Below are 25,093 nucleotides of genomic sequence, written 5' to 3'. Positions count from 1 at the left end.
AATCAAGCTGGCTGTTTTCGTGAACTAGGCTGTTTTTTATTTTTATATCCAAAGAACCACCAGTTCCAGTCTCCTAATAACTTCATCAAGGCTGGAACAAGAACCATCCTAACGATTGTGGCATCTATAAAAATCGCTGTAGCAATCCCGACACCCAATTGTTTAATGGGCATTACGCCCGTAAAGGCAAAGGCACCGGTAACAACAATCATGATTGCAGCCGCAGAGGTAATAATTTTGCTCGTATAGGTTAAGCCGGCTATCGTTGCCGCGCTGTTATCACCTGTTTTTAAATAAAACTCTTGAATTCTGGAAATAAGAAAGACCTCGTAATCCATCGAAAGTCCGAAAACGAGCGTAAAAACAAACACAGGTAAGATTAAACCAATATTAACAGGTGTCATTCCTAAATGCCCTTCCTGAAAAACCCAAACGACAATTCCGAACGTACAGCCCAAGCTTAATATGTTCATCAAAATGGCCTTCACAGGAATGAGCACAGAGCGGAAGGCAGCCATAAGAATAATCAGAGTTGAAATAATGATTAATAGTAATCCATAGGGGGCCTTATTAATAATTTCTGTAAAAATTTCCTGTTCAAATTTAATCGGTCCACCAAATGAAGCTTTCATGCCTAACTCTTTATTAGCCCATGTGCTTACCCATTGTCTGGCCTTTGCAGAGTGCTCCCCAGTTTTTAAATACACTTCCAAAAGCATTTTATTATCTCTTACAAAGTAGTCCACTACAGGAGCTAATTTTGTTTTATCTCCGTAGGTAAGCAGTTGAAAAAGCTGTTCTTCATCCTTAACCCCAGTTGCCGAAAAAGGGGAGTTAACCGAATGAACAAGCGGATCATTTTCCAATTGATTGATGACCTTGGTCACTTTTATTAGATTGTTTTTTCCTAAGATTTTTCCTTTGGTTTCAAGAATAACCGTTACCTTTTTCTCATCGCGTTTATCTTTCGTAATAAAATGTTCTTTAAAAGTTTCTAAAGCCACCCTGGAAGGGTATTTTGGTGGAAGTGAATCTGTGCCTGGTATCTCTAAAGTCATTTGGTTAACCGGCATGAGTCCCACCAGCAAAATAGCTAATGCAGCAGTAGCCATTAGAACAGGGCGTCGCATTACAAACTTAGCAAACTTGTGCCAAATGCTCATTTTCGTGTTAGAGATTCGCAGCACACTTAATTTATTGACTTTTTTTCCTAATAACGCTAGCAAGGCAGGAAGGAAGGTTAAAGCGCATAATGCAGAAATAAGCACGACCGTCATGCCGCCAAGGGCAACATTTTGGAAAATATCAATTTGGATAAACCAAAGACCTGATAACCCGATAAACACACAAAGCCCGGAAAAGATAATCGACCTGCCTGCTGTGGCAATCGTTATTTCAATGGCTTCTTGAATAGATTTAGTTTGTAATTCTTCTTTATATCGATTGATAAATAGCAAGGCAAAATCAATGCTTAAGGCAAGGCCAATCATTGGAACAATATTTAAAATAAAGATGGTTAAATCAGTACCATAACTAAAAAAGTAAACAGTTCCCATGGTGATAAGGATGGAAATAACACCGATAACTAATGGAAGCGAGGCGGCAACAAGACTTCCAAACGCAAGGATGAGGACCATTAGGGCAATCGGCAGACCAATCATTTCTGCTTTTGCTAAATCTTCCTGGCTTGCTACATTTAGGTCTTGAACAATAATAGGTTCCCCTGTCATAGTGACCTTTAGGTCCTTTTTATTTTTTAGTAAGTCCTTTAATTCAGCGATTTCCGGACCAAGGCTTTCGGCCTTTTTATTAAAAGTTAGGAGCGCATAGGCATAACGATCTTTGAACATTCCATCCCGTTCGAAAGGTGAAATAATCCTTTCTGCTGCATCAAATTTCGTTAATTTTTCCATGGTATCCTGAATAAATCTGTTAAAATTCTCGTCACTGACGGTTTTTTCTTTTTCGAAAACAAGGATAATCGATGATTTGGAATGTCCAAATTCTTTTTCAAGTATTTTCCTTGTTTCATTATATTCCCCTTTATATTCAAAGCCATTCCCGCTTAAAACTGAAGGTAATTTTAATGCAAAAAAACCAAACAAAAAAATGGCCAAAACCCAAAACAGCAGGACCCACTTGCGATTTCGATATATGTATCCTCCTAATTTCTGCATAGCATCTCCCCCTTTCAGAATAGGATTTCCTTATTATAGTATACAGAAGAAATGAAGGATAACAGATGACTTTTTCGTGTCTATTCCAGCTGTGATGCCATTCTTTATGTGGTATGTAAATTTTCCCCCTAAACCAACGTGGAAATTCATCGAATCTGGAAACGGACAGATTTACTCGGACTGAATTAAAAATTTATTTTTGTGTCGCTCGGCCTCTTTTCTACAGAAAAAGATAATATGTTCAATTGGCATTTTACAAATGTAAAGAAATTATGGATTCATTCCTAATTTTTGTTACAATAAAGAAAATATCTAAGATTTAAGGTGATGCGTGTGGATCGAGAAAAATTAGCAAAGGTTATCGAAGCAGCCAAATTATATTATTTATTGGATTATAACCAAAACGAAATTGCCAAGCTTCTAGGGGTTTCACGACCCACTGTATCACGATTATTACAGCAGGCGAAAAGTGACGGCATCGTCCAAATTAATATAATGGACCCAACTGAGAACGTAGAAAATTTGGCAGTTCAGTTAGAAAAAAAGTTCAAAATAAAAAAAGCAGTAGTAGCCTCCATTCCTCAATACGAAAACCATATTATAAAAAATTACCTTGGGGAAAAGGCAGCCATGTTTCTTGATGAAATTGTTAAGGATGATGACATAATCGGTGTTACATGGGGAACGACTCTATATCATATCGCTATCGAACTGAAGCAGAAATATGTAAAAGACGTGAAAGTTGTTCAATTAAAAGGCGGCGTAAGCCTTGCGGAAACGAACACATACGCATCTGAAATATTATATCTTTTCGGTAAGGCTTATAATACAACCCCCCATAATCTTCCGTTACCTGCGATCGTTGACCACGTTGTCGTTAAGCAGGCGATGGAGGCAGACCGGCATATTCGAAAAATATTAGAGCTGGGTGATCAGGCTAATATCGCTTTGTTTACGATTGGTTCGATTAAAAAGGACTCTCTATTATTTCAGTTAGGCTATTTTACGGAAAGCGACTTGGACTCCCTTTATGGTAGGGCAGTAGGCGATATTTGCTCACGTTTCTTTGATAGAAAAGGGGAAATATGTAACGAAAGCTTGGATGAAAGAACGCTTGGCGTTAACCTTGGGGATCTTCGGAAGAAGGAATACTCTATTTTGGTTGCTGGCGGACCACATAAAATTGAAGGAATATACGGTGCCTTAAAAGGTAAATACGCAAATGTGTTGATTACAGACCAATTTACCGCACAATTTTTGCTTGATAAAAAAGATTAAAATAGCATATCGCTACTATTTTAATCTTTTTTTATCTAGAAGTCACAAAATGTTTTACATTTGTTCATAAATGTATTTACAAATGTTCAGGATTTTTGTTATAGTTACATTGTGATAAATAACTATGGTTCTTTTATATATATTTTTATAAGAATGGGGAGGATATTAATATGACAAAAAATGTTGTCAGAATGATTGATCATACATTATTAAAAGCAGATGCGACTCGAGCAGAAATCGTTAAAATAGTAGAGGAAGCAAAAGAGTATTCCTTTGCCTCTGTATGTGTTAATCCAACTTGGGTAAAGACGGCAGCTGAAATGCTGGCTGATACACCTGAAGTGAAGGTTTGTACAGTAATTGGCTTCCCTTTGGGAGCAACTACACCAGAAACGAAAGCATTTGAAACAAAAAATGCGATTGAAAATGGTGCAAATGAAATCGATATGGTGATTAACATTGCAGCCCTTAAGGATAAAGAGGATGATTTGGTTGAAAGAGATATCCGTGCCGTTGTGGATGCAGCAAAAGGAAAGGCTTTAGTCAAGGTTATCATTGAAACATGTCTATTAACGAATGAAGAAAAAGTAAGAGCATGTGAGCTTTCTGTAAAAGCGGGGACAGATTTTGTAAAGACTTCTACTGGTTTTTCAACTGGTGGAGCAACAGTCGAAGATATTCGCTTAATGCGCCAAACAGTCGGACCTGAAATTGGTGTGAAGGCATCTGGTGGTGTCCGTAGTGGTGAAGATGCGTTGGCATTGGTAGAAGCAGGAGCAACACGTATCGGTGCAAGTTCTGGTGTTTCCATTGCTAAAGGTGAGCTTTCTAATAGTAATTATTAATAATTTAAATGTGAGGTTAACTTGATGAAAGAAGTAATAATGGCATTATTTGCAGGATTAATTGTTGGTATGCTGTTTAAATTTTTAAAACTGCCATTGCCTGCACCTCCAGTATTTTCAGCAGTAGTTGGTGTTTTCGGTGTGTATTTGGGTGGCGTTGTTCTTGACTGGATTTTGAAGTTGGTTCAGCATTAATATTCTCTGGCGGAGTGTGAATAGGATGGAAGAAAAAGTGCTTATTCAAGAAGCGAATAAAGCAAGAGAGTTTGCATATGTTCCATATTCAAAATTTAAAGTTGGTGCAGCTCTAGTATCGAAAGAAGGTCAGGTTTTTCATGGCTGTAACATTGAAAATGCTTCTTATGGTATGACAAACTGTGCAGAGCGTACTGCTTTGTTTAAAGCCTACTCAGAGGGTGTAACCCAATTTGATTCACTTGTTGTGGTTGCGGATACTGATGGACCAGTTTCTCCATGCGGGGCTTGCCGTCAGGTGATTTCTGAGCTGTGTGATGCAGAAATGGAAGTGGTTCTTACGAATTTAAAAGGTGACATTCAAAGAATCCAAGTAAAGGATCTTCTTCCGGGTGCGTTTTCATCTAAAGATTTAACCAAATAAACTATGAACAAAAGAGAAGCTAATCGCGATGATTAGCTTCTCTTTTTACATTAACAATCATGGATCGTCTTTAGAATGGAAGTAAGTGAATAAGAACATAATATACATAAATATTTAAGAAGGGATGATACCATGATTTATATTTATAATGATTATGGTGGAACACATACCACTTCGTTAGCAGCGGCTTATCATTTGAATCGCTTACCTCAATCTGAACGGGAACTTACGGCTGAAGAAATATTAAATGTAAAAGATTTTAATAAATTAACGAAAGAAGATTTTGGGAAAATTATTTTTCATGGGGTTGATGAGGATGGCCACTCAGTATATACTATTGGACGGAAAAGAAATAAATATGTGGTCCCGGCATTAAAAGAAATGAGTTTATTACTGCAGGAAAAATTTAGATTTGATGAAAAAATAGTCTTTTCTAACACATCGCCAGCTGTTCCCTTTTCCATGTCAATGGGGGGCTTTTTTTCCAGAGGATTAAAAATTGATTTTATCGGAGTACCTTTATTAGTCAAAGGGGCTAAACAATGCTGTGATAATATTTATCGCTTAGTTGAAAACACGAAAGAAGTAGGGAGAACTTCTTTCGCAGAAAATGTCATCATATTAGAAAATAAAATGTATAAGTAAGAAGATAAGGTGCTGTGGTATATGAATAAAAAAATTGGCTTTATCGGAGCAGGGAAAATGGCTCAAGCAATGATAGAAGGAATCGTGAAATCAAAACTAATACCAAAAGAAAATATTATCGCAAGTGCCCGGACAGAAAAAACGCTTGAAATAATAAAACACAAATATAGTATTGTCACTTCTTTACAAAATAAAGACGTGGCAAGGGCTGCCGACATCCTTATTCTAGCAGTGAAACCCGATCTTCATGAATCCGTCATTGAAGAAATTAAAAACGAAATTAAACAAAAGGCAATCATTGTCACGATTGCAGCTGGAATTACCTTGAAGGATATTGAACGGGCTTTTGGCTCAAAAATAAGAGCAGTTCGGACGATGCCAAACACCCCTTCCCTAGTTGGAGAAGGAATGAGTGTTATTTGTGCTAATGACTATCTGAGTGAAGAAGAAATGATAGAAGTAGAACATCTGTTTAACACCTTTGGGCAAACGGAACGCCTCGAAGAAAAACTGATGGATGCAGTGCCAGCCATCAGCGGTTCTTCCCCCGCCTATGTGTATATGTTAATTGAAGCAATGGCTGATGGGGGTGTACGGCAGGGAATACCAAGGAATAAGGCTTACAGGCTAGCTGCTCAGGCAGTTCTCGGAGCTGCAAAAATGGTTCTCGAGACTGAGTTACACCCGGGGGAACTGAAAGATGATGTTTGTACGCCAGGTGGTGCAACCATTGAAGCGGTTGCAACACTTGAGAAAGAGCACTTTCGAGGTTCTGTAATGGCAGCAATGGAGAGCTGTTCGAATAAGGCAAAAAACTTAAATTAATGGACAAATTAAGGGATCTAAAAAATGGATCCTTTTTTATTTTATCAATAATACAAGAAATCCGAAAATTCGACATAATAATCCTTTTTCTGCCATCATTCAATATTTTTTATCATATTTTGCGTTGTATCCTTTGTCTATTAATAATACACTTTAGATAATAACTAGTACCAATAGTAGAGAAAAGTATGTATGAAATCGCAAACGGAAATGATGCGGTCATCAAAGTCAATGTTGTACGAGATGATGAAATCGGTGATTTGTCTGCAGCCTTTCGCAGACCGCAAGGGTGCCTTGCGCTAGACGGTTGGTAAAGAAAAAATATTAATACTTTCTTAACCATTAAAAAACCATCGGCAAAATAGCCGATGGTTTTTAATTAAATATAAATTTTTCGATTATTAAATGAAAAGATTCAGAATGAAATAAATGAATGCAGCTAATAAAGCTGTTATTGGAAGGGTAATAACCCATGTAATCAGCATCCGTTGTGCCGTATCCCATTTAACACCTTTAAGACGGTGGGCTGATCCAACCCCTAAAATTCCTGATGAGATAACATGTGTTGTACTAACTGGCAGATGGATATAGGTCGCACCAAAAATGATGGCTGCACCTGTTAAATCAGCAGCAACCCCGTTAATTGGGCGTATTTTCATGATTTTTCCACCTACCGTTTTTATTATCTTCCAACCGCCAATTGAGGTACCTAATCCCATAGCAATTGCACAGGAAGCTTGAACCCAAAATGGCACATCAGACCCTGCTGGGAGGTAGTGATTGGCGATTAATGCCATCGTGATAATACCCATAGATTTTTGGGCATCATTGGTACCGTGAGAATAAGATTGCAGTGCTGCTGTAGCAATCTGGATGTAGCGGAAATTTCGATTTGTTTTCGTTAAATTGAAGTTTTTAAAAACAACTTTAAAAATGCTATAAATGATATAGCCGACAACGAAAGCGATAATTGGTGAAAGAATAAGTGCTTCAATTATTTTTGTAAATCCTTTGTAGTTAAGAACATTTAAACCTTCAGCTGCAATGGCTGCCCCGGCAATGGAGCCAATCAGTGCGTGCGAGGAACTGCTTGGTATGCCGTAATACCAAGTGAGAAGGTTCCAAGCAATAGCTGATAGTAAGGCAGCAAGAATGACGATTGAGCCATGTTCGAGCATAAAGGGATCGACGATATCCTTTGATATTGTTTTTGCTACCCCGGTAAAGGTCATTGCTCCAATAAAATTCATAGTCGCTGCCAAAAGAATTGCATGGCGAGGTTTTAGTGCTTTTGTTGAAACAGAGGTGGCAATTGCATTGGCTGTATCATGAAAACCATTAATAAAATCAAATGCAAGAGCACCTACAACAATTAGTATCGTTAGTATTAATAAACCGCTCATTATTTTGCTCCTTAGGCATTTTTCATAATAATGGTTTCGAGGGTATTAGCAACAGTCTGGCAATAATCTGCAATATCCTCAAGATTTTCGTAAATTTCTTTGTATTGAATAATGCGGATTGGATCTTTTTCAATTGTAAATAAATGCTTAATAGATTGACGTAAAATATTATCGCAATTTGATTCGAAATCTTTGATTTTTATGGCATGTTCTCTAATTTGAGGTAACTTTTTATTGGATAATAATTCAACTGACTTATCGATTTCAAGAATACTACCTTGAATGTTATCAACAAATTTTTTCATAAAATCATCTGCATGCGTAATCGAATACATTTCGAATAAAGCGGCACTAGCTTCCAGACCATCAAGCACATCATCCATGCTCATGGCAAGGTGGAGGATATCTTCACGTTCAATGGGAGTAATGAAGGCATCATTCAATTCTTTGATTACCTCGTGTACGTATGAATCACCTGTGGTTTCATACTCCTTCATTTTCTCTGAAAAAATTTTCAAATCACTAACATTTTTTAATTTGTATTCTGTAAAGAAATTAGCACTTTCTTTAAGGTTAGATGAAATTTTTCTGAGAAGTGCCGAGAATTTGTCTACTTTTTTTATTGCCATGTGATATACCTCCATTTTTTCATACAAAAGTTGTGCACCAACCCAATAATTTTATCTGAAAAATGTCGAAAAAAGAAATATATTTATACTAAATTTACAAAAACTTAACATTAGAATTTTCTAAATACTTTTTATGATTTGAAATACAGTTTTAACTTTTGCTTAGAATCATTAATTTATGTAAAGATGATTGATTTTTAAGGACAATTGACGAGTGAAATATTAATTAAAAACCCGGTTCATTTACCAGTCTATATACTTTTATGAGTATAAAAATTTTTTTTGGGTATTTTAAAGGTACAGGCAGCGAGAAAAACCTTTCCTTAACTGCCTGAGGTTTCGGATATAGGGTTAAAAAATATGTGAAATAATGAATACTAAAAAGGAGTGTTCTAAAATGAGCTTCATTTGGTCATTAATTGTCGGTGGAATTATTGGCTGGTTAGCAGGACTTATTGTCGGAAGAAATATTCCGGGTGGTATTATTGGTAATATCATTGCTGGTTTTGTTGGAGCCTGGCTAGGAACAGCCATTTTAGGAAACTGGGGGCCTCAAGTGTCTAACTTTGCGATTTTTCCGGCAATCATCGGTGCGGCAGTACTGGTTCTTCTGGTAAGTTTCCTAATGCGTGCCTTTAGAAAAGCGGATTAAAAATAAAGTGAATAGCAGTATGGATTTTAAAAAGCCTTCCAGTCACGGGAGGCTTTTTTCTATATATTATACACATTAATCATTGAAAATATCGCTGATAGATCTGTAAATGGTGCATGACATGCTACTTTTTCTTGAGTGAATGGGTGGCTGAATTCAAGTTTAGCTGCATGAAGTGCCTGCCTTTTCACAATTGGTTGACCTCCATATAAAGTGTCTCCAATCAAAGGGTGTCCCAGGTGGCTCAAATGGACTCTAATTTGGTGGGTTCTTCCCGTCTCAAGCCAGCATTTTACAAACGAGAGTTGTTTGTTTTTATCTTCTTTTATCACTTGATACTGGGTGACGGCTTGCTGACCAGATGGTGAAACTCTTCTTTTCGTTCCATGATGGCGATCACGACCAATTGGCGCATTGATAGTCCCATTTTTCCGCTTTAGCAGACCATGTACTGCTGCAATATAGGTTCTTTTTATCTCCCGTTTTTCGAGCATTTTGTCTAAAATAGTCCCTGCTAATGGATGTTTTGCAAACAGGATTGCCCCTGAGGTATCCCGGTCTAATCGATGGATTTGCCGAATATTTCTCAATTCTCCTTTGGATTGCAAATAAAAAGCAGCGGCATTTATAAGAGTATTTTTCTCTGTCATAGGGTCATTTGGATGAGTGTTCAAAAATGGCGGTTTATTGATGACTAAAACATGGTCATCCTCAAACAGGATGTCAATATCAAAAAAATTTGGAATGACTTGGAGTTCCTCTTCATTGAATAAGTGGATTTGCAGCTTTGAGCCAGAAGAAAGTGGTAAATGCCAATTAACACGACTTCCATCCACAAGAACTTTATCCTCCATTCGGAAAAGATGAGTTAATTTTTTCGGAGCCTCCCATACATGACGAAATACCTCATCTATTGTTTTTCCTTCCCATTCTTCAGGGACAATGATTTGAAACCACTCGCCCTTTCGCACTGTTTTAAGCATAAAATCACCTTCCACGTTTCTATTAATTACCACCGTATATCCACACTTAGATATGTTATCCTTATGTTATATATTACGATAGAAAATAGCGATGGCAAAGGTGGGTTACAAGTGAAAATAGTTTTTGCCTCGACACCAAGTCAAGAAGAAGAAATAAATGGACTGGTGAGATACATTTATTCCAATATTTTTCCTCTCTTTTTCAATGATGAAGAGATTTGTCAGCTTGAAGAGTTAAAGGTATTGCATATTTCTGAAGATATTAACACATTAAAAGATGCCTTTCAGGTGATGACGAGTATTCAAACCTTAATATCCATTCTCGAGTCCTCTCCGTTGGATGAACAATACGCAGCTGTATTTAATAAAAATGTGGCAACACTTAAGGGATTTGGGTTATATTTTCCCTTTCATTTTGAACACTTTTTTGTTGCGTCATGTATGAAAAATAATCCGATGCTCAGCATTTATTCAAAAGCAGACAATGAACTAATAATATGAAAGATCGACAGCCTGTGTTTTTTACAGGCTTTTTTCTATTTTTACTCTTAATAAGAGTCATTTTGAGGTATGATAGAATGTGAGTTGTTTCACTTAAATGCAAAAAATGTCAGTTTATTTCTAGTGGTTTTTAAAAGGAGTAACAAACCGGAACTTAGAAACAATAAACAGTAGACAGAAATAGGAGGGGACCCTTATTGGATTGGAAAGCTGTTGCAAATAACTGGATTGAATTTGATGGATTGGATTTGGAATTAAAAAATCAATTAAAAGAGTTGAATAAGGATGCAAAGCAGTTAGAAGAGTCTTTTTATAAAAACTTGGAATTTGGAACGGGCGGTATGCGCGGGGAAATAGGCGTGGGTACAAATCGAATGAATATTTATACTGTCCGTAAAGCTTCAGCCGGCCTGGCTGCATACATAGAAGAACAAGGTGGAGAAGCAAAACGACGCGGTGTTGTCATCGCCTATGATTCACGACATAAATCACCGGAATTTGCGTTGGAGGCTGCTAAAACACTTGCAACAAAAGGGATTCAAACGTATGTGTTTGATGAACTAAGGCCGACACCGGAATTATCCTTTGCTTTAAGATATTTACATGCATTTTCTGGCATCGTTATTACAGCCAGTCATAATCCACCGGAATATAACGGCTATAAAGTTTATGGCTCGGATGGCGGGCAAATGCCACCTAAAGCAGCGGATATAGTAATTGCAAAGGTAAATGAAATCGAGAATGAATTATTAATTGAGGTAGACAGTGAGGAGAAGTTAAGAGAATTAGGATTAATTAAAACAATTGGTTCAGACATTGATCAAGTATATATTGAAAAATTAAAGACCATTTCTGAAAATCTGAGCCTTGCTGAAGAAACAGATATTAATATTGTTTTCACTCCATTACATGGAACGGCGAATAAACTTGTACGTGCGGGCCTTGCCGAATTAGGCTATCAAAATGTAACGGTCGTAAAAGAACAGGAACTTCCAGACCCTGAATTTTCGACGGTGAAAAGTCCAAACCCAGAAGAACATGCTGCCTTTGAACTAGCCATTCGCGATGGCAAAAAAGTGGGCGCCGATCTTTTAATTGCCACCGATCCGGATGCAGATCGCCTAGGCATTGCGGTTCCTAATCATGAGGGAGAATATGTGGTCCTAACAGGCAATCAAACAGGTGCGTTATTATTGGATTATATTCTTTCACAGAAAACGAAAAAAGGTACCTTGCCTGCAAATGGAGTTGTGTTAAAAACAATTGTTACTTCTGAGTTAGGCAGAAAAATAGCTTCTGCTTACCAATTAGAAACGGTAGATGTATTAACTGGATTTAAATTTATAGCGGAAAAAATTAAGGAATATGAAGCAAATAGAGATCATACCTTCTTATTTGGTTACGAAGAGTCCTACGGTTATTTAATCGGTGACTTTGCCCGTGATAAGGATGCCGTGCAGGCTGCTCTTTTAGCGACTGAGGTATGTGCCTATTATAAAAAACAAGGTATGACCCTTTATGAAGGGATGATGCAAGTTTTTGAAAAGTATGGGTATTATCAGGAAGGACTTCGTTCGTTAACCTTAAAAGGTAAGCAAGGAGCGGAAATGATTCAACGCATTTTAGCTTCATTCCGCCAGGAGCCTCTTACTAGCCTAGGATCTTTCAAAACTGCTTCTAAAGAAGATTATTTAACGAGCCTGCGGGTAACGAAGAATATAGAGGAAAAAATGGAGTTACCAAAATCGAATGTTTTAAAATATACTTTCGAAGACGGCACATGGGTATGTCTACGACCATCTGGTACAGAACCAAAAGTTAAATTCTACTTTGGGGTCAATAGTCATGGCCTTGAAGAAAGTAAATCAAAACTACAAGCAATTGAAAAAGCGTTTATGGAGCTTGTGGACCAAAAAATAAAACTCCTTCAAGAAAATAAATAATTCATCATAGGATTTCATCGTGAAAGGAAGAATTATATGCTTAAAGACCAAACCGCCATTGTCACTGGTGCATCACGTGGCATCGGCAGGGAAATTGCCACAAAACTTGCAGAACAAGGGATGAAATTAACGATTGTCGGCAGTTCTTCACAAATATCTGAAACGGCAAATGAATTAAAGAAAATGGGTTATACCAATATTCTCCCAGTTCAAGCGGATGTTTCGAAAGAAGAGGACATGGAGGAGGTAGTTAGGAAAACAATTGCTACCTATGGCTCGGTCAATCTTCTTGTCAACAATGCAGGTGTTGGCTTTTTTAAACTAACCGAAGAAGTTACTCTTGAAGAGTGGAAGAAGGTATTTGAGGTTAATGTTCAAGGGGTTTTCCTTGCTACAAAGGCAGTGCTTCCACATATGAAAGAGCGGAAATCCGGAACGATTATTACGATTTCATCTGATGTTGCCCGCTATACGATTCCAAATGGTGCAGCCTATACAGCTACTAAATATGCAGTCCAAGGTTTTTCTGGCTCAGTAGCACAAGAAGTCCGCGACTATGGAATTCGAGTTGGCACCATAAATCCCGGAATGGTGGATACTTATTTTGCAGAATCTACACAGGGCTTACCAGAGAAAAAAGACTGGCTTAAGGTGGAGGATATCGCAAATGCAGTTGTCTATATGGCGTCCGCACCAAACCATATGTTGATTGATGAAATCGTCTTACATCCATTTGCTCAACAATATCCAATAGCATAAATATAAACGGCTTTCCAACAAGGAAAGCCGTTTTTTGGTGGAATTCTTTGGCCCGGTTGTAAAAATTTTTCTCAACGAATTCTGTATCCACTTGTATTTTCAGGAAAGACTATACATCGGTAACCCATTTGCATCAGGTTCGACGGTTTCGTTAGCATGGTCGATGTAACGAAGCAGGTTATAGAGTTTCGTTTCAATCACAGTGTAATCACGTTCAAAATTGTAGGCATGCAGGAATTGTTCAATTCTTTTCGACAAAAAATGATCTTTTGTCCGTACCATCAAAATCAGCAAATTATCCCATTCGGAACGCTGGGTGTAATATAACGCCCGGTCATAATCTATCTTATTCATTTGTTTTCTCTCCTCCTTATTAGGAGTTGAGATTATTGTATGACATTTTGAAGATAACTTTCACAGAAAATGTTGGAGAACCAAGTTTCAAGCTGTTTTCAACATTTACCTGAATAATTTAAAAAAAAGTGGAGGTTTTATGGCGAAAATTTTATGGATTGTTTTGATTGTATTCCTACCATTTGAAACAGTTGCACAAGCAAAAGCCGTTGAAGCTGATAAACCGTATTCATATGAACAACTGGTTCAAGACCTTGAGAAGATTCAGGTCAGGTATAAAGGGCAAGTTGAAATAAAATCAATTGGCACGAGCCATTTTGGAAGACAAATTTGGGGAGTAAAGCTAGGACATGGGAAGAAAAATATCGTTTTAATTGGCTCACATCATGGACGTGAATGGCTTACGAGTATGGTACTGATGAAAATGCTTGAGTCTTATGCTGATGCTTATCAAGAGAAGAAGAAATTCGGGGCTAAATCCACAAATATCCTTAATGATGTTTCGATTTGGTTTGTACCAATGTTAAATCCGGATGGTGTGGCCATTCAACAAAATAACATTAAAAGCTTTCCGATTGAGCATCAAGAACGATTATTGTTTATGAATGACCAATTGGATAATTTTGAAGGTTGGAAAGCCAATGGAATGGGAGTTGATTTAAATCGGCAATATCCGGCCGGCTGGGGAGCTCTTGATAAAGAACCATCAACCCCATCCAATAAATTTTATAAGGGGAAAAAACCTCTTGAATCAAAGGAAGTCATTGCCTTAACGAAATTTATTAGTGAGGTAAACCCTTCGATAGCAATCGCTTATCATACAGCAGGAAGAGAGATTTTTTGGAACTTTAAAAACGGAAAATACTTAAAGCGAGATAAAACGGTTGCTAAAAAAATTGCTAAATTAACTGGTTATAAATTAGCAAAGCCATCTAAAGATTCAATGGGCGGTGGTTTCACTGATTGGTTTATCACTACTTATCACCGACCAGCAATGACGATTGAAATTAGCTATCTTGTTGGCGAAAAGAATCCCCCCTTATCTGTCTTTAAAGCGGAATGGAAACGTAATCGCTATGTTGGACTTAAGCTTGCAAAAGAAGCGAAAAAAATCCCCCATTAATCATAACAATCTAGGCTTAGGGAAAAATAGAAACAGTTTATTTTATCTTGTTTCATCATTCCCACCATTACTTCATACATTGTGGTAAGAGGTAAAGGGGGAGTGGCTAATGGATGTAGAAGGTCGCAATCAACTTGAATACGCCATCAGTGAAATCAGTGAAATAGCAACTGGCTTTGGTTTAGATTTCTACCCAATGCGTTATGAAATTTGTCCTGCTGAAATCATTTATACGTTCGGAGCCTATGGAATGCCGACCCGATTTTCACATTGGAGCTTTGGAAAGCAATTTCACAAAATGAAACTGCACTATGATTTAGGGCTTAGTAAAATTTATGAACTTGTCATTAACTCAAATCCATGTTATGCCTTCTTGTTAGACTCTAATACATTGATTCAAAACAAACTCATTGTGGCTCACGTTTTAGCTCATTGCGATTTCTTCAAAAATAACGTCCGCTTTCAAAACACAAAGAGAGACATGGTTGAAAGCATGGCGGCAACAGCGGAGAGAATTCATCAATATGAAATCCAATACGGTAAAAAGGAAGTAGAAACCTTCCTTGATGCAGTATTAGCGATTGATGAGCATATCGACCCTTCTTTGATGAGGCCAAAATTAGCATGGTCGATTGGAGATGATGAAGAAGCTGAAGATGAAGAACACCATATGACTACGCCATATGATGACCTCTGGAGGTTAGACGAGAAGAATAAGAAGGAAACCAATCAACCGAAGAAAAGAAAATTTCCACCACGGCCTGAAAAGGACTTATTGTTATTTATTGAAACCTTCAGCAGGGAGCTTGAGGACTGGCAGCGCGATATCTTGACAATGATGCGGGAGGAAATGCTCTACTTCTGGCCGCAGCTTGAAACCAAAATCATGAACGAAGGCTGGGCATCGTATTGGCATCAACGAATTTTACGGGAAATGGATTTAACAAGCGGTGAAGCAATTGACTTCGCCAAGTTGAATGCTGGTGTTGTCCAACCATCTAAAACAGGGATAAACCCTTATTATCTTGGCATTAAAATCTTTGAGGATATTGAAGAACGCTATAATAATCCGACTGAAGAAATGAAGCGTAGAGGTGTTGAGCCTGACTCAGGCAGAGAAAAAATGTTCGAAGTGCGAGAAGTAGAATCGGATATTTCATTCTTGCGGAATTACTTAAATAAAGACCTCGTGATGAGGGAAGATATGTATCTATTCCAGAAACAAGGTCGGGATTATAAAATCGTTGATAAAGAGTGGGAGCATATCCGCGACCAGCTTGTAAATATGCGAGTAAACGGCGGATTTCCATATATCACTGTCAATGATGGTGACTATATGAAAAACGGCGAGCTTTACTTAAAGCATTGGTATGAAGGGGTGGAACTTGATGTTAAATATCTTGAAAAAGTACTGCCATATATCCAGCAGCTCTGGGGGAGACCCGTTCATATTGAATCGATGATTGAAGAAAGAAAAATGCTGTTTACCTATGATGGTAAAGGGGTTCATCGGAAGTATTTATAGAATAATATATGTAAAAAGGGTAAAGAACTTTTGTTTTCATAGTTCTTTACCTTTTTTTGCTAATAACTTTCGGAAATCAAATACAGTTTGATAAAATAAAACAAGACATGATAAACCTACTACAAAAAATGAAAAGAATAAAACATGCAAGCATATTATCGTTACGAAAAGAGAAATGGTAACAAATTGACCTTCTATTTTAATTGATTATTACTATGAATGAAGAAATTAAAAACCTATATATATGAAAAGGCTACTGGCAAACAGTGGCTTGTATAATTTTTACATTCCAAATCCAGAAAATGTTAATATGTAATTATAGCCTTGGTGAGGAAATAGTATTTATATTAAGCATTAAATAAATAGAGGTGGAAGGTATGCTTGGAATAAAGGGTAATAATCCCAGGCTTTATAGCAATAGAAGGTATTAATAAGTAGGAGGGACAAATATGAAATGGGGTTTTTTTAAAAAAAAGCAAACTAATTATCCTGCTGATCAATACTCTAAGGATTATATAAATGAGATATTAGAAGCTCTTAAAGATGAGAACGAAATAACTAAAATACCGATTTCTTTTTCGTTTTTATTAACAAGCTCAGAAAAATTAAAGCTTAGAACAGCAAAGGTACTTTTGGAAAGTGTTTCAAAGTTAAATAATAGCCATTTATTCAAACTGGATAAAATTTTCCGTGAAAGAACTTCATTCGATTGGACATATGATTGGAAAAATGAGTCCCCAAAAAACTTGTTGTTACCAACTATGTCTGAAGATGAGAAGTTAACCATTTTAGGTTTTTGTACATTTCACCCTAATGGATACTTTCGAGAGAAAGCATTACATGATTTAGATTCCTTTTCATCTGGGAAGGAACTACCGTATTTAATTCTTAGGTGTAATGATTGGGTTAGAGAAGTTAGGGAAACGGCAAAAAAGTATGTTGAAAGTCGAATAAGCATAAAATATGTGGAACATCTTGTCCAAAACTTACCACTTATCTTTCAACTTAAGAACGCAGAAAGAGATGACCACAGTGAACTCTTTGAAAAAGTAGTCAACCTCTTATCACAAAAGGAATCCCTTCCGTTTATAGACCAAGGGACAAAATCTGAAATTAGTAAAATCCGATACTTTTGCTATAAAGTAATTATTTACTCAAAAATGTTTAATAAAAAAATGTTGGTAAATTATCTAAAGGCAGAACGAGAGCCACATTCACGACTTTTACTTTTTAACGAAATAATTAATGATATTAGTCAGGATGAGTTTAATGAGTATTACTCTATATTGAAAAAAGACAAATTCCCGATGATTAGAGCAAAAATATTAGAAAGATATTACTCTTTTTATCCTGACCAAAGCACATGTGAATTAGAAAAAGCACTTGTAGATAAAAGTGGAGCAATAAGGTCTATTGCCCGATTTCTGTTAAAGAAACAAAATATCACAAACTTTGCTCCCTACTATGAAGAATTCATAAAGCAAAAATCTAATGTAAATCTTCGAGGGGCTATTTTAGGATTAGGTGAAGTAGGGAATACAGAACAGGTTAAGTTGATTATTCCATTCATAAAAGATAACCGTGTAGGTATTGTTAAAGCAGCTATTCGTTCAATTATGATGATAGATGCGAATAAATATATAGATAACTTTATAGAAATGTTAAATCATGAACATAAAGGTGTATCTAAAGAGGCTATGAGGTGTTTACTAACAACTTCTTGTGCTAACAAGAAAGATTTCTTGGATCGTATATATAATCAGTCAAATTACGAGCATACGAAATATAATGCAGCCATTCTCTTGTGTTCGCTTCCGAAATGGGAATCCATACAGTATATTATCGAGTTTTATGTCAACAAAACTGATAGCAATATATATAATTTAGGTAGATCTCAGTTTACTAATTGGTTAGCAAATTTCAATAGAACCTTTGATACTCCATCCAGAACACAAGTGGAAGCCATTAAAAAGATTTTAGACCAATTTGGAAACGATTTAGAAAAAAGTGAAAAAAGACATATTGAGTTCTGTATAAAAGGATTTTAAGTTGAATTCAACTGTGAAATTAGGATTAAAAATATAAGCTATAAGACTGATTAGCAACCAGTAGTGATTTCAATGATTATAGAATTAGAAGGGTTTTTTCATCAAGTTTTACTTGTAGGAAAGAAATGCTCCAAACAACAATTAAAACAAATGTATATTCTTGTAAAAGAGCTTACGTCTGAAACAAAAGACATTCCACAAGTGTTTTGTAGAATTTACAATTTTGAAGAAATCCCCTATGACAAACATGTAGAGGTTAATTTTGTAATTGATACTGATACAGACAGAGTTTATTCTCCGAGATATTGACATGTTTAAATTCAATGAATCAATATAAAAACCCAATTGTGTTTTAGGAGGTCCAAATGGCATTAGAACATGAGTTTTATCTAATTCCAACAACAGTGCAACTACAAGGTTTTTGGATGAATTTAAATAATAATCCAAACATCATAGATAGCGTAGTAATACATGACGATATAATCATGTACATTAGTGATTCATTTAAATGGATTTCAAGTAAAAATCCAGCAATAAACGGCATCCCTGGTTGTAAAGGAATTAACTATCACGGTGTAACTCTATTTGATGTTGATTCAGCAACTATTTTAAAAAGGGTAATTACCTCTTGGAGAGACTTATTTCTAAACTCTCCAAACAAATTAGAACTAACAGGAGATTTTGTAACCATTGAAGCAGAAGATTACGCTGGGCATTATGAAAACTTAGTTTTTGATCGTGATGATGTCTTGAAGTGTTTTGAAAAATTAATTTCATTTTCAGGAAAAGTAGCTGAAGGTAAATGTTATATATACCATTGTGGAATATAAGTCTTTATTTTAGTTAGGTTAATAGTTGTTTTGTGTATAGGAGAGGTTTTTTTTGTCTTTCTAGTGGCATTAAAACAAGTAACAATTTGAGTAAAAAGTAAGAAGTTATCCTAGATTAACCTTTCCTTTAAATTAGATAGCATGAGAATATTCTGTAAGGGTGGATTTTTTTTGAACATTAACAAAAAGGCAATAGAATTATTAGAAGAGAATAAATATGATGAATCATTTCAGTTGTTTAAAGAAGCAGTTGAACTATCAAGGGATATACAATCTTTAACGAACCTTGCCTGGATTTATTGTTACGAAGAATATGATGATTCTAAAGCTATACCATTATTAAAAGAGGCAGTAAATATGAATCCAACTTCTTATTTCCCTTATAATTTATTGGGGGAAATATATATCAGGCAAGAGAAGTGGAATGAATCAAAGAATATTCTAAAAAAGTCAATTAATATTGAGCCATCAATCGAAGCCTATAATAATCTTGCCATTGCAAACTTCCATCTCGATGAAATAAAGGAAGCCTCAAGGTATTTTCTTTTAGCTGCTGATAGTTCAGACTATGCCTTGTATAGTTATGTTTATTGTCTAATAAGGAACAGTGCAAGGGATGAAGCTATATCAAAACTTAATACGTTTTCTGAAGAAGATGATGAATTTGTCGGTGAGGTTGATATAGCTGAATTATATGTGGAACTTAACTTATATAAAGAAGCTGCTGACTGGTTTGAAAAGGGATGGAATAAATATTGGAAGAGACCTGATTGGATTAGTCGCTATATTTATTCTCTATTCAAATTAGATAAATTAGATATTGCTAATAAAAAAATTCTTGAAGTCATTAATGAAAAGGAATTAGAAATTAAAGAAGCATATGAAGAAGACTGCGATGAAGATTGGACCGAAAGTGATAAGCAAAAACATATAAAAGAGTTATTTGATGAAATTACAGAATATGAGCATATGTCCAAAAGGACAATTAAAGGATTTGTACCAAATATGGAGTTTAATACCTCTATAAAAACAGGTTGCTATCTATTTGGATGTCTTCGTCACAATCATCCAGAGTATAACTGTAAAAGTTAAGGATTTGATAGGTGTGGTTTTATGAAATATTTGGAGTACCTTGAAGCATATCGTGAAATAAAACAAAAAGAAATTGAAGAAGTAATGAAGTATTACAAGACAGAACCAGTTGGCAGTGGTTACATAGATATAATAACTCCCTTCGCTCATATAGAAAAATTTATTGAAGAACTTACTAACATAAAAGTAGTTGTTGAATGTGTAACTTGGTGGTGTCATTCTTCGGAGAAAAACACAGAGCAATATGGCTGTCCTCATGGAATGGGTGGTCCAGTAAGTAGTTATTTTGATGGTTGGTTTAGTGAGATGGGATTTGAATTTGAGACATTTGAAATACCAACTGATGATCTTGAACAATTAAATGATGATAGCCAGTTACAGACTAAAATAGGATTAATTAATGACACTATATTGAGTTATATTAATGATTTATCAAAAGCAAGAGAATACAGTAAATGCATGACCCCAGCATTATGGCTTCATGTACCTGAAGAGTGGAAAAGAATAAGGTATATGAAATAGTAAACAGCATTAAAAAGAACATGAAATATCTAGGTGAAATTAAACATCTTTGCGAAACGAAGGCTGGGCTTCGTATTGGCATCAACGAATTTTACGGGAAATGGATTTAACAAGCGGTGAAGCAATTGACTTCGCCAAGTTGAATGCTGGTGTTGTCCAACCATCTAAAACAGGGATAAACCCTTATTATCTTGGCATTAAAATCTTTGAGGATATTGAAGAACGCTATAATAATCCGACTGAAGAAATGAAGCGTAGAGGTGTTGAACCTGACTCAGGCAGAGAAAAAATGTTCGAAGTGCGAGAAGTAGAATCGGATATTTCCTTCTTGCGGAATTACTTAAATAAAGACCTCGTGATGAGGGAAGATATGTATCTATTCCAGAAACAAGGTCGGGATTATAAAATCGTTGATAAAGAGTGGGAGCATATCCGTGACCAACTTGTAAATATGCGGGTAAACGGCGGATTTCCATATATCACTGTCAATGATGGTGACTATATGAAAAACGGCGAGCTTTACTTAAAGCATTGGTATGAAGGGGTGGAACTGGATGTGAAATACCTCGAAAAAGTACTACCATATATCCAGCAGCTTTGGGGCAGGCCGGTTCATATCGAAACGATGATTGAAGAAAGAAAAATGCTGTTTTCCTATGATGGAAAAGGGGTTAACCGGAAGTACCTATAATCAAAATCAAAGGCAGCTATAGTTGGATAGCTGCCTTTCTAATATTTTTGTAATTGAATTCATTTCCAACAAGCTCTACCATCGTACACATGACATGTGCTATCGCTTGTTTCTATGAATACCTATTCTGAGACCTCTGAATAAACGGCTATTAAAACAACGGCAACCTCATCCCCGATATTTTTAACAAAATGAGGAACGCTTGCGCACCAACTGAAAGTATCTCCATCTTCCAAAATAAATGAGTCTTCACCTTGTTCCGCAAGAATTTTCCCTTTAAGAACTAAATGGCATTCTTCACCTTCATGTGCTTTTTTTACTCCTGTAGAAGCTCCAGGAGGAATTTCAACCTGTCTAATGCTTAAACCACCTCTGGATGCTAAATGCTCTACCTTTAAATCTGAGTCTGTAGAGATAGTGAATTCTCTCTCATTTTTTCGAATAACACTCATATGTTGCTCTTTTTCTAACAGAAGATAGGGTAATGGAACATTTAAGAAATTAGCTATCGTTTGTAAGGTACTGATTGAAGGGGATGTGTTGTTGTTTTCAACATTGCTTATAAATCCCTTTGAAAGACCAGTTTCTTCACACATTTGGGCAATCGTTATTTTTTTTCTATTTCTAATGGCACGTATTTTAGAGCCAATATCCACGTTCATCACCTCGATGGTTTCTTAATAGTAAACTTAATTTCATATTAACAAAATAATAATTGACATGCTATACTTTTTCTTGATATTGTATAGGAAACAAAGATTCATATAAGGAAACTTTTTTCTTTGTATCTCAAAATGAAGCTGTTTTAGGAATCAAATAGGCTCTTTACTTTTAAAATAAATATCATTAAATAATGAAAGGATGATCACTATTTGGAAACATCACTGATATACGAACTTCGTCGTCCAAAGAAGGAAATACCGGGAAAGAAGTACCCTGCATTGTTTGTTATGCACGGAATGGGAAGTAATGAACAAAATATGTTGTCATTGGTTGAGGATCTAGAGGATTTCTTCTATATCTTTAGTATTAGGGGACATCTCTCCCAGGGGCCAGGATTTGCTTACTTCACTATCCAAGGATTTGGAAAACCACATCGTGAAGCATTCGATGAAGGAATAAATAAATTAACTACCTTTATTGATTATGCTTCTGAAAAGTATTCACTGGATTTAAGGCAAGTATACGTGCTAGGTTTTAGCCAGGGGGCGATTCTTTCGATGTCCTTAGCACTAACCCTTGGTACAAAAATTAAGGGTGTTGTAGCTCTAAGCGGATATATTCCGATGTTTGTCAAGGAAGAATACAATATTAATCCTAGCAATCATTTATCAGTGTTTATCTCACATGGTGAATTTGATCAGGTCCTGCCATATGAATGGGGAAAAGAAAATGCCGAGTATTTTCATAAGTTGAACATCCCGGTGACTTTTAAAACGTATCCAGAAGGACATTCAGTATCTGAAGAAAATCTTCAAGATTTCCAAGCTTGGATTTTGAATGACTTACAAAGATAAACAATCCTTAAATTAAATCACAAAAAATATGGAGGAAACTAAAATGCTGCCATCTTTATTTATTGCTCATGGTTCACCATTACTTGCAATCGAGAATAATGAGTATACGAAGTTTTTAACAAAATTGGGACAAACCTTGCCAAAACCAAAGGCTGTTATTTTATTTTCAGCACATTGGGAGTCTAAAATCCAAAAGGTGAGCAATGTTGACCAATATCGTACGATTTATGATTTCGGAGGATTTGATGAAGCACTATATAGAATTGAATACCCTGCCAAAGGAGATAACCAGATTGCAAAAGAAATAGAGGATTTATTCACGAACAATGGAGTATCCTTTGCAAGTGAAACACAGCGTGGTCTTGATCATGGTGCATGGATTGTCCTTCGCTTGCTTTATCCAAATGCAGATATTCCAGTTATTTCTATGTCGGTCAATTCTAATCTTACGCCAGAGGAGCAATATAAAATTGGAAAAGCTTTATCGGTATTAAGAGCGAATGACATTTTAATTATTGCCAGTGGAGGAACTGTGCATAACCTAGCGGCTTTGAAATGGTCTGACAATGGGCAAGTGGACTCATGGGCACTTGAATTTGATGATTGGTTAGCACATCATTTAGATAAATGGGATTTACCTTCACTATTTAAATATGACTCACTTGCACCAAATGCAGAATTTGCGGTACCTCCCTATGGGAAAGAACACTTTATTCCGATTTTTTACGCGATGGGTGCTGCAGACAATCATCAAAAAGCAACATTACTTCATCGCAGTTTCCGATATGGAAACCTAAGTCACAGTGTATGGCAGTTTGAGTGATATGATGGAGGGCGAGTTCTATCATATAGGTACTAGGTTTGTGAATGCTAGATAATGATCGGGAGAGGTATATCGGGGCAGCTATTTTTCAAAATAGCTGCCCTTCTGATATTTTGTAAGTAAATTAATTTACGCCAATTCCTGCAAGATCGCATGTCTTGTCGTTGCTTACATAAACACGAGGAACTCTTTTTCCAATTAAACAAACAACTTCGTAATTGATGGTACCCATTAACTGGGCAATTTGATCCACTGACTGAAAAGAGGAGAGGCTGTGTCCAAATATGGTTACTTCATCGCCAACATGACAATGATCTATATCCGTTACATCAATCATCGTTTGGTCCATACAAATCCGGCCGGTAATAGGAGAAAATTGACCAAGGACTAAAACTTCCCCATGATTCGATAAAAGGCGAGATAGTCCATCAGCATACCCGAGCGGGAGAGTAGCGATGATACTTTCTCTGTCTGGCTTCCAGGTACACCCATAGCTAATCGGTTGAGAGACAGATACCATTTTTAGAGCAGCTATTTTCGTTTTTAAACTCATTGCTTGTTTCAACTGAAGTAGGTGATTTTTTAAAGAAGAATCTGGATACATACCATATAAGGCAACGCCGACGCGAACCATGTCCAGATGCATTTCCGGGTATTTCATCGTTGCGGCACTATTACAGCAATGTTTTAAGGGTACATGGATATCATTGTTTGCTAAATATTCCACTACCGATTGAAACCTTTTGAACTGAGAATTGGTATAGGTGGTATCCTCACCATCTGCATGGGCAAAATGAGTAAATATCCCTTCAAGGAACACCTGTGGTGCCGCGCTTGCTTTTTTAGCAAGAATCAGTGCATCTTCGTGAGAAAAAACGCCAATCCTAGACATGCCTGAATCAATTTTTAAATGAATCCTGGCAGTTTTTCCTAAGATAGACGATTGGACAATGATTTCATCGAGAACCTCATGATCGAATACGGTAATGGTGATATTTTTTAAGATAGCCACTTTAATTGAACGTGTTGGTGTATACCCAAGTATGAGAATGGGTTCCAATATCCCGTCTTCTCTTAATTGTAGTGCTTCGTCTAAAAGGGCAACCCCTAAGTAGTCTGCTCCTGCATCAATAGCAGCCGTAGCAATTTCCACTCCTCCGTGTCCATACCCATCTGCTTTAACCACTGCCATTATTTTTGAATCAGGATGTACAAACTGTCTAAATTGCAAGAAATTATCTCTGATCTTTTCGAGTGAAATTTCTACCCATGTATCGCGGTAGCTAAACTGACTCATATAATCCATCCC

At 36.4% G+C, this 25,093-nt stretch carries 26 protein-coding genes and 1 pseudogene; 20 read left to right on the top strand and 7 right to left on the bottom strand.

Annotation, left to right across the window (positions count from 1 at the left end):
- Positions 1-2: 2 nt before the first annotated feature.
- Positions 3-2,177: an MMPL family transporter gene (locus M5A78_RS03940; RefSeq protein WP_248733982.1), complete on the bottom strand. Its 2,175-nt coding sequence runs from the start codon at positions 2,175-2,177 to the stop codon at positions 3-5.
- Positions 2,178-2,504: 327 nt separating this feature from the next.
- Here M5A78_RS03940 and M5A78_RS03935 point away from each other — a divergent pair, with 327 nt between their 5' ends.
- The 6 genes from M5A78_RS03935 to proC all read left to right on the top strand — a co-directional run bounded on the left by M5A78_RS03935 (position 2,505) and on the right by proC (position 6,389).
- A complete protein-coding gene (locus M5A78_RS03935) occupies positions 2,505-3,455 on the top strand; it encodes a sugar-binding transcriptional regulator (RefSeq protein ID WP_406603663.1) in 951 nt (316 codons plus the stop codon).
- A 170-nt stretch (positions 3,456-3,625) separates the two neighbouring features.
- Complete coding sequence (deoC, locus tag M5A78_RS03930; protein ID WP_248733980.1) at positions 3,626-4,300, top strand: deoxyribose-phosphate aldolase; 675 nt, start codon at positions 3,626-3,628, stop codon at positions 4,298-4,300.
- Positions 4,301-4,324: 24 nt separating this feature from the next.
- Positions 4,325-4,495, top strand: a complete 171-nt coding sequence (locus tag M5A78_RS03925) for a XapX domain-containing protein (protein ID WP_248733979.1) — start codon at positions 4,325-4,327, stop codon at positions 4,493-4,495.
- Positions 4,496-4,520: 25 nt separating this feature from the next.
- The gene (locus tag M5A78_RS03920) at positions 4,521-4,919 is read left to right on the top strand and encodes a cytidine deaminase (RefSeq protein ID WP_248733978.1); all 399 of its coding nucleotides are present in this window, start codon (positions 4,521-4,523) and stop codon (positions 4,917-4,919) included.
- 132 nt (positions 4,920-5,051) lie between these two features.
- Complete coding sequence (locus tag M5A78_RS03915; RefSeq protein WP_248733977.1) at positions 5,052-5,564, top strand: DUF3189 family protein; 513 nt, start codon at positions 5,052-5,054, stop codon at positions 5,562-5,564.
- A 21-nt stretch (positions 5,565-5,585) separates the two neighbouring features.
- The gene (proC, locus tag M5A78_RS03910; protein WP_248733976.1) at positions 5,586-6,389 is read left to right on the top strand and encodes a pyrroline-5-carboxylate reductase; all 804 of its coding nucleotides are present in this window, start codon (positions 5,586-5,588) and stop codon (positions 6,387-6,389) included.
- Between the two features lie 401 nt (positions 6,390-6,790).
- Here proC and M5A78_RS03905 read toward each other — a convergent pair whose 3' ends face one another.
- Entirely contained in the window at positions 6,791-7,792 is a 1,002-nt protein-coding gene (locus M5A78_RS03905) for an inorganic phosphate transporter (protein ID WP_248733975.1), read from the bottom strand.
- A gap of 11 nt (positions 7,793-7,803) precedes the next feature.
- The gene (locus tag M5A78_RS03900; protein WP_248733974.1) at positions 7,804-8,421 is read right to left on the bottom strand and encodes a DUF47 domain-containing protein; all 618 of its coding nucleotides are present in this window, start codon (positions 8,419-8,421) and stop codon (positions 7,804-7,806) included.
- A 397-nt stretch (positions 8,422-8,818) separates the two neighbouring features.
- On the opposite strand from M5A78_RS03900, the gene M5A78_RS03895 reads away from it, so the two are divergent.
- Complete coding sequence (locus M5A78_RS03895; RefSeq protein WP_248733973.1) at positions 8,819-9,073, top strand: GlsB/YeaQ/YmgE family stress response membrane protein; 255 nt, start codon at positions 8,819-8,821, stop codon at positions 9,071-9,073.
- Between the two features lie 59 nt (positions 9,074-9,132).
- Here the strand turns inward: M5A78_RS03895 and M5A78_RS03890 are convergent, their stop codons facing one another.
- Positions 9,133-10,056, bottom strand: a complete 924-nt coding sequence (locus M5A78_RS03890; protein WP_248733972.1) for an RluA family pseudouridine synthase — start codon at positions 10,054-10,056, stop codon at positions 9,133-9,135.
- A 111-nt stretch (positions 10,057-10,167) separates the two neighbouring features.
- Between M5A78_RS03890 and M5A78_RS03885 the strand changes: the two genes are divergently transcribed.
- The 3 genes from M5A78_RS03885 to M5A78_RS03875 all read left to right on the top strand — a co-directional run bounded on the left by M5A78_RS03885 (position 10,168) and on the right by M5A78_RS03875 (position 13,259).
- On the top strand, positions 10,168-10,557 hold the full coding sequence (locus tag M5A78_RS03885) for a YhcU family protein (protein WP_248733971.1): 390 nt from the start codon (positions 10,168-10,170) through the stop codon (positions 10,555-10,557).
- Between the two features lie 197 nt (positions 10,558-10,754).
- On the top strand, positions 10,755-12,500 hold the full coding sequence (locus M5A78_RS03880) for a phospho-sugar mutase (RefSeq protein WP_248733970.1): 1,746 nt from the start codon (positions 10,755-10,757) through the stop codon (positions 12,498-12,500).
- Positions 12,501-12,536: 36 nt separating this feature from the next.
- Positions 12,537-13,259: an SDR family oxidoreductase gene (locus M5A78_RS03875; protein WP_248733969.1), complete on the top strand. Its 723-nt coding sequence runs from the start codon at positions 12,537-12,539 to the stop codon at positions 13,257-13,259.
- 99 nt (positions 13,260-13,358) lie between these two features.
- Here M5A78_RS03875 and M5A78_RS03870 read toward each other — a convergent pair whose 3' ends face one another.
- Positions 13,359-13,613 (bottom strand): YhdB family protein, encoded by a 255-nt coding sequence (locus M5A78_RS03870; protein WP_248733968.1) that lies wholly within the window; start codon positions 13,611-13,613, stop codon positions 13,359-13,361.
- Between the two features lie 139 nt (positions 13,614-13,752).
- Between M5A78_RS03870 and M5A78_RS03865 the strand changes: the two genes are divergently transcribed.
- From M5A78_RS03865 to M5A78_RS03830, 8 genes and pseudogenes are all read left to right on the top strand, one after another.
- Complete coding sequence (locus tag M5A78_RS03865) at positions 13,753-14,736, top strand: M14 family metallopeptidase (RefSeq protein WP_248733967.1); 984 nt, start codon at positions 13,753-13,755, stop codon at positions 14,734-14,736.
- A gap of 109 nt (positions 14,737-14,845) precedes the next feature.
- Entirely contained in the window at positions 14,846-16,261 is a 1,416-nt protein-coding gene (locus M5A78_RS03860) for a SpoVR family protein (RefSeq protein ID WP_248733966.1), read from the top strand.
- Positions 16,262-16,710: 449 nt separating this feature from the next.
- Positions 16,711-18,309 (top strand): HEAT repeat domain-containing protein, encoded by a 1,599-nt coding sequence (locus M5A78_RS03855; RefSeq protein WP_248733965.1) that lies wholly within the window; start codon positions 16,711-16,713, stop codon positions 18,307-18,309.
- A gap of 72 nt (positions 18,310-18,381) precedes the next feature.
- A complete protein-coding gene (locus tag M5A78_RS03850; protein WP_248733964.1) occupies positions 18,382-18,618 on the top strand; it encodes a hypothetical protein in 237 nt (78 codons plus the stop codon).
- A gap of 56 nt (positions 18,619-18,674) precedes the next feature.
- Positions 18,675-19,139 carry a hypothetical protein gene (locus M5A78_RS03845; protein ID WP_248733963.1) on the top strand — a complete coding sequence of 155 codons (465 nt, stop codon included), beginning with the start codon at positions 18,675-18,677 and terminating at the stop codon, positions 19,137-19,139.
- A gap of 171 nt (positions 19,140-19,310) precedes the next feature.
- Positions 19,311-20,231 (top strand): tetratricopeptide repeat protein, encoded by a 921-nt coding sequence (locus M5A78_RS03840; protein ID WP_248733962.1) that lies wholly within the window; start codon positions 19,311-19,313, stop codon positions 20,229-20,231.
- Positions 20,232-20,252: 21 nt separating this feature from the next.
- Positions 20,253-20,753 carry a hypothetical protein gene (locus tag M5A78_RS03835; RefSeq protein ID WP_248733961.1) on the top strand — a complete coding sequence of 167 codons (501 nt, stop codon included), beginning with the start codon at positions 20,253-20,255 and terminating at the stop codon, positions 20,751-20,753.
- Between the two features lie 43 nt (positions 20,754-20,796).
- A pseudogene (locus M5A78_RS03830) lies at positions 20,797-21,444 on the top strand (SpoVR family protein); the annotation flags it as partial.
- Between the two features lie 122 nt (positions 21,445-21,566).
- Here the strand turns inward: M5A78_RS03830 and M5A78_RS03825 are convergent.
- The gene (locus M5A78_RS03825; RefSeq protein WP_248733960.1) at positions 21,567-22,100 is read right to left on the bottom strand and encodes a helix-turn-helix domain-containing protein; all 534 of its coding nucleotides are present in this window, start codon (positions 22,098-22,100) and stop codon (positions 21,567-21,569) included.
- A 216-nt stretch (positions 22,101-22,316) separates the two neighbouring features.
- On the opposite strand from M5A78_RS03825, the gene M5A78_RS03820 reads away from it, so the two are divergent.
- Together M5A78_RS03820 and M5A78_RS03815 are read left to right on the top strand one after the other, a co-directional pair.
- A complete protein-coding gene (locus tag M5A78_RS03820; protein ID WP_248733959.1) occupies positions 22,317-22,961 on the top strand; it encodes an alpha/beta hydrolase in 645 nt (214 codons plus the stop codon).
- Positions 22,962-23,004: 43 nt separating this feature from the next.
- Positions 23,005-23,784, top strand: a complete 780-nt coding sequence (locus M5A78_RS03815; RefSeq protein WP_248733958.1) for a DODA-type extradiol aromatic ring-opening family dioxygenase — start codon at positions 23,005-23,007, stop codon at positions 23,782-23,784.
- Between the two features lie 124 nt (positions 23,785-23,908).
- Here the strand turns inward: M5A78_RS03815 and alr are convergent, their stop codons facing one another.
- Positions 23,909-25,081 (bottom strand): alanine racemase, encoded by a 1,173-nt coding sequence (gene alr, locus M5A78_RS03810; protein ID WP_248733957.1) that lies wholly within the window; start codon positions 25,079-25,081, stop codon positions 23,909-23,911.
- Positions 25,082-25,093 lie beyond the last annotated feature (12 nt).

This window comes from Neobacillus rhizosphaerae, assembly GCF_937468385.1.
In the GTDB taxonomy this organism is placed as follows: domain Bacteria; phylum Bacillota; class Bacilli; order Bacillales; family Cytobacillaceae; genus Neobacillus; species Neobacillus rhizosphaerae.
This window is presented reverse-complemented; position numbering and strand designations above follow the sequence as displayed.